We start from the raw sequence: 4716 nt of genomic DNA on the forward strand, positions 1-4716 counted from the left end.
GGTTGGGAGAGATGGTATCTACGGGATACAAAATAATTTGTCTTGTCTCACACTCCTGTGTGGTAATACCGACGAGTCTTAAAATAACTCCTGTTTAAAGAACGGCATCGCGGAGGCGGTTTCACCGGCATCGGGCGGCGTAGGTTTTTGACGCCAGTCAGACCGGAGTAAAGCGCAGCCCTGCCCGAAATTTCTCTACTCATTCAGGTTTCTTTAAAAGTAATTTCGGGCGAATTGCTGCGCGATCCGGGATGACAAGGAGAAAACCGTTAAACGACGGACGCGCCGGAAAGCAGGGGTGTGGGGAGAAGTTCCCCACGTTGGGGCGCAGGGCCTGAAGACGTGCTCCTGCACTTCAGGCATTTCCGCCATCCATGGCGGTCAGGCGAGCCCCGCAGAGGCAAATCAAATTAAAACAAAATCTACCCAGCGCAGCTGGCCACCATGTAACACATCAGCATTCCCACGCAGTCGCATTGGAACGCGAAAAATGGCTTATTGTCGGCGTAGGGTGGGCTCCGCCCACCATTAAACGAAGAGCCTGCGCTTAATGCGCCTGCTCCCAGTTGTCACCAATCCCTGCGTCCACTTCCAGCGGCACTTTTAATTCCGCTGCGGCTTCCATCTGTGCTTTCAGTTCAGCAGCAAATTTTTCTGCCTGATCTTCTTTCACTTCCAGAATTAATTCATCGTGTACCTGCATTAACATGCGGGCATCAAAGCTGCTGTCAGGCAGCCAGTTATATACGCGGATCATGGCGCGTTTGATGATGTCAGCGGCACTGCCCTGCATCGGCGCGTTGATCGCGGTACGTTCAGCATGCTGGCGGCGAGGTGCATTTTTGCTGCGGATTTCCGGCAGGTATAAGCGGCGGCCAAAGATGGTTTCAACGAAGCCGTTTTCTTTTGCCTGTTCGCGGGTGTTGTCCATATATTCGCGCACGCCCGGGTAACGCTGGAAATACAGGTTAACGTATTCCTGCGCTTCGCCACGGCCAACGCCAATCTGTTTGGCCAGACCAAAAGCTGACATGCCGTATATCAAACCGAAGTTAATGGCTTTCGCGGCACGGCGCTGATTGTCGGTCACATCCGCTTCAGCGGCTTCAAATACTTCGGCTGCTGTTGCACGGTGCACGTCGCGACCTTGCGCGAAGGCATCGAGCAGGCCTTTGTCGCCGGATAAGTGCGCCATAATGCGCAGTTCAATCTGACTGTAGTCGGCAGCTACCAGTTTATAGCCTTCAGGGGCAATAAACGCCTGACGGATTTTTCGTCCTTCTTCAGAGCGTACCGGAATATTCTGCAGGTTCGGATCGGTGGACGACAGGCGTCCGGTAGCGGCCACCGCCTGATGATAGGAGGTGTGTACACGCCCGGTATCGCTGGCAATCATCAGTGGCAGTTTATCGGTATAAGTACTTTTCAGTTTGGCCAGACCACGGTTTTCAAGAATTAAGCGTGGCAGGTCGTAGCCGTCGTCGGCCAGCTCCTGCAGCACTTCTTCCGCGGTAGATGGCGCGCCTTTCGGTGTTTTCTTTTTCACCGGCAGGTTCTGTTTTTCAAACAGAATTTCCGCCAGCTGTTTCGGCGAGCCTAAATTAAATACCTGACCGGCTTCGTTATGGGCTTCCTGCTCCAGTTCCTGCAGGCGCACATCAATCTGCTGGCTTTGCTCGTGCAGTTTATCGGCGTCGATTAAGGCGCCGTTTTCTTCCATTTCGAACAGCACTGGCATGACCGGCATTTCGATGTTTTCAAAGACATCTTTTAAACGGCCAACTTTTTCCAGCTGTGGCCACAGGTGCTGATGCAGGCGCAGGGTAATATCCGCGTCCTCGGCAGCGTATGGCCCGGCAGTGTCGATAGCGATCTGGTTAAAGGTCAGCTGTTTGGCACCTTTACCGGCGATCTCTTCAAAAGAAATGGTTTTGTGGCCAAGGTATTTCAGCGACAGGCTGTCCATATCGTGGCGGGTGGCAACGGAATCGAGAATATAGGATTCCAGCATGGTGTCGTACTGCACGCCGCGCATATAAATGCCGTGATTGGCCAGCACGTGCATATCGTATTTCATATGCTGGCCGACTTTTTTATGCTCAGTGCTTTCCAGTATCGGTTTCAGCTGAGCCAGCACGTCTTCGCGGTTAAGCTGGGTTTTGCCTTCCGGCACGCAGACGTCGTCGTGGGCCAGGGGCACATAAGCGGCCTTACCGGCTTCGACAGAAAACGATAAACCAACGATGCGTGCTTCTTTGTAATTCAGCGATGTGGTTTCAGTATCGAAGGCGAACAGCTCTGCGGCTTTCAGTTTTTCCAGCCAGGCGTCGAGGTCAGCCTGCTCATAAACGATGGCGTATTCCACCTCGCCGTCAAAGGCTGGCGGCAGTTCGATATCTGCGCCGGGAACCGAACCATCATTGGCAACGGACGATGATTTATTGCTGTTGCCAGCAGGCGCATCGCCACTGAGTTCAGCGATCCAGGCTTTGAATTCCATATGGCGGAACAGATCGAGCAGCGTGTCTTTATCGGTGGCGCTGCTCTTTACGTCGCTCAGCCCGAATTCCAACTCAACATCGCACTTAATGGTAGCCAGTTCTTTCGATAAAAATGCCTGCTCTTTGTGCTCTTCCAGTTTGGCGGCCATGGTTTTGGCACCACGGAATTCCAGCTCTTTGACCTTATCCAGATTGGCGTAAATATCTTCCAGACTGCCAAGGCCAGCCACCAGACCAACGGCGGTTTTTTCGCCCACTTTAGGAACGCCCGGAATGTTATCGACCTTGTCACCCATTAACGCCAGATAGTCGATGATGTGCTCCGGCGGCACGCCGAATTTTTCTTTCACCCCATCAATGTCCATGGTGGTATCGGTCATGGTGTTGATCAGGGTAACGTGGCTGTTGACCAGCTGCGCCATGTCTTTATCGCCGGTGGAGACGACAACCGGCATATCATGATCAATGGCCTGGGCGGCCAGTGTGCCGATGACGTCATCTGCTTCTACACCTTCGACGATCAGCAGCGGCAGACCCATAGCGCGGATAATATTGTGGATAGGTTCAATCTGTTCGCGCAGTTCTTCCGGCATTGGCGGACGGTTGGCTTTGTATTCCGGGTAAACATCGTTGCGAAAGGTTTTGCCTTTGGCATCGAACACCACGATCAGCTGCGAGTCGGCAAAATCTTTCTGCAGCTTACGGATCATACTGATCACGCCCTTCACCGCGTTGGTGTGCAGACCTTTTGAGTTAGTCAGCAGCGGGATGGCGTGAAAGGCGCGGAACAGGTAGGAGGAACCATCTACCAGAACAATGGGTTTTGACATGTGTACATTCCTGAACTGGGGTTTCCGCCGGTGACGACGTACAATGGCGGAACTGAATTCTTAATCTGAGGCGAGTTTAACATGAAGCCACAACAACTTCTGAAAGGCCTGCTGGCTTCCGCTGTTATGGCCATCAGCCTGCTGGTGCCGCTTGCTGCTCAGGCGGCGGATCCGGCCGAGACCATCACCATCCGCAACGATGGCGACAACACCTATTACGAATTCCGCGTCAACGGCGAGATCAGTGAAATCAAAGTGGTGCCGAAAGTGGGCCCTGAGTACTACCTGATTCCGTCGCAGCAGGAAGACGGCGAATTCGTGCGTAAAGATAACCCTAATATGCGCGTACCTAAGTGGGTGATCTTCCGCTGGTAAGCCCGCTTTGCCGCGTGGTCAGGCAACGACAGGGCGGAATCGTCCGCTTCGCTTGCCTGATTGCGACAACTGAGCAGCCTGCGGCTGTTCAGCTTCGGACGATGCGTCTAACATCCCGTATTTAAAGAAGTTTCCGGAACACCCCATGTCGGTATATACCAGCCTGAACCATCAGGAAGTTGCAGAATTTATCGCCCAGTTCGATCTGGGTACCTTTATTTCGCACAAAGGCATCGCTGCCGGCATTGAGAACACCAACTACTTCGTCACCACGTCCACCGGTGAGTATGTACTCACACTGTTCGAGCATCACTACACCGATGAGGTGCGTGACTTCGTGCGTCTGGCGCGCCATCTGGGCCGCCGCGGACTGAACGTGCCGGCCCCGCTGGTCGATCACAGTGATGTCTGGCTGCACAACCTGAAAAACAAACCCGCGATTCTCTGCCAGCGTCTGCCCGGTGAGCATATTGCTGACCCGCAGCCGGCGCACTGTTTCGCTATTGGCAAAGCACTGGCAGAAATGCATCTGGCGGCGGATGATCTGCATCCGCGCCGCGCCGACACCCGTGGTTTCGACTGGTGGATTAACATCAGCCCTGAGCTGAAATCCGACCTCAGTGCGCAGGAACAGGCGGTGCTGGATGAAGAGCTGGTGTATCAGCAGGCTCATCGTGAACAGTGGCTGACCCTGCCGCAGGGCTGGATTCATGGCGACCTGTTCCACGACAACGCGCTGTTCGATACCTCAGCCGAGCAGCCCGCTGCCAGCGCGATTCTCGATCTCTATAACGCCTGCGAAGGTACCTGGCTGTATGATCTGGCGATCATCGCCAACGACTGGTGCTGCGACAGCAGTGGTGAGTGGAAAGCCGGTTGTATCGAAGCTCTGCATCAGGGCTACAGCAGTGTCCGTGCGCTCAGCGATGCGGAACTGGCAAACTGGAATCTGGTGCTCAGAGGTGCGGCTCTGCGCTTCTGGCTTAGCCGTCTGCTGACCCGCCGTATTC

At 54.2% G+C, this 4716-nt stretch carries 3 protein-coding genes; 2 read left to right on the top strand and 1 reads right to left on the bottom strand.

All coding sequences use genetic code 11. The features are described 5' to 3' along the window. Positions 1-547: 547 nt before the first annotated feature. Positions 548-3331: a DNA polymerase I gene (gene polA / locus B2Z72_RS08765; protein WP_296981045.1), complete on the bottom strand. Its 2784-nt coding sequence runs from the start codon at positions 3329-3331 to the stop codon at positions 548-550. A gap of 81 nt (positions 3332-3412) precedes the next feature. Between polA and B2Z72_RS08770 the strand changes: the two genes are divergently transcribed. Further along, positions 3413-3706 carry a DUF2782 domain-containing protein gene (locus B2Z72_RS08770; protein ID WP_296981043.1) on the top strand — a complete coding sequence of 98 codons (294 nt, stop codon included), beginning with the start codon at positions 3413-3415 and terminating at the stop codon, positions 3704-3706. A 145-nt stretch (positions 3707-3851) separates the two neighbouring features. Beyond that, positions 3852-4716: homoserine kinase (locus B2Z72_RS08775; RefSeq protein ID WP_297004611.1), on the top strand; the 865-nt coding region annotated here is incomplete at its 3' end.

The sequence above is a fragment of the Thalassolituus sp. UBA6592 genome, from assembly GCF_002433655.1.
GTDB lineage: Bacteria > Pseudomonadota > Gammaproteobacteria > Pseudomonadales > Oceanobacteraceae > Venatoribacter.

Coding starts and splice junctions, on each gene's coding strand:
- polA (WP_296981045.1), bottom strand. CDS start 3,331: ATGTCAAAACCCATTGTTCTGGTAGATGGTTCCTCCTACCTGTTCCGC.
- B2Z72_RS08770 (WP_296981043.1), top strand. CDS start 3,413: ATGAAGCCACAACAACTTCTGAAAGGCCTGCTGGCTTCCGCTGTTATG.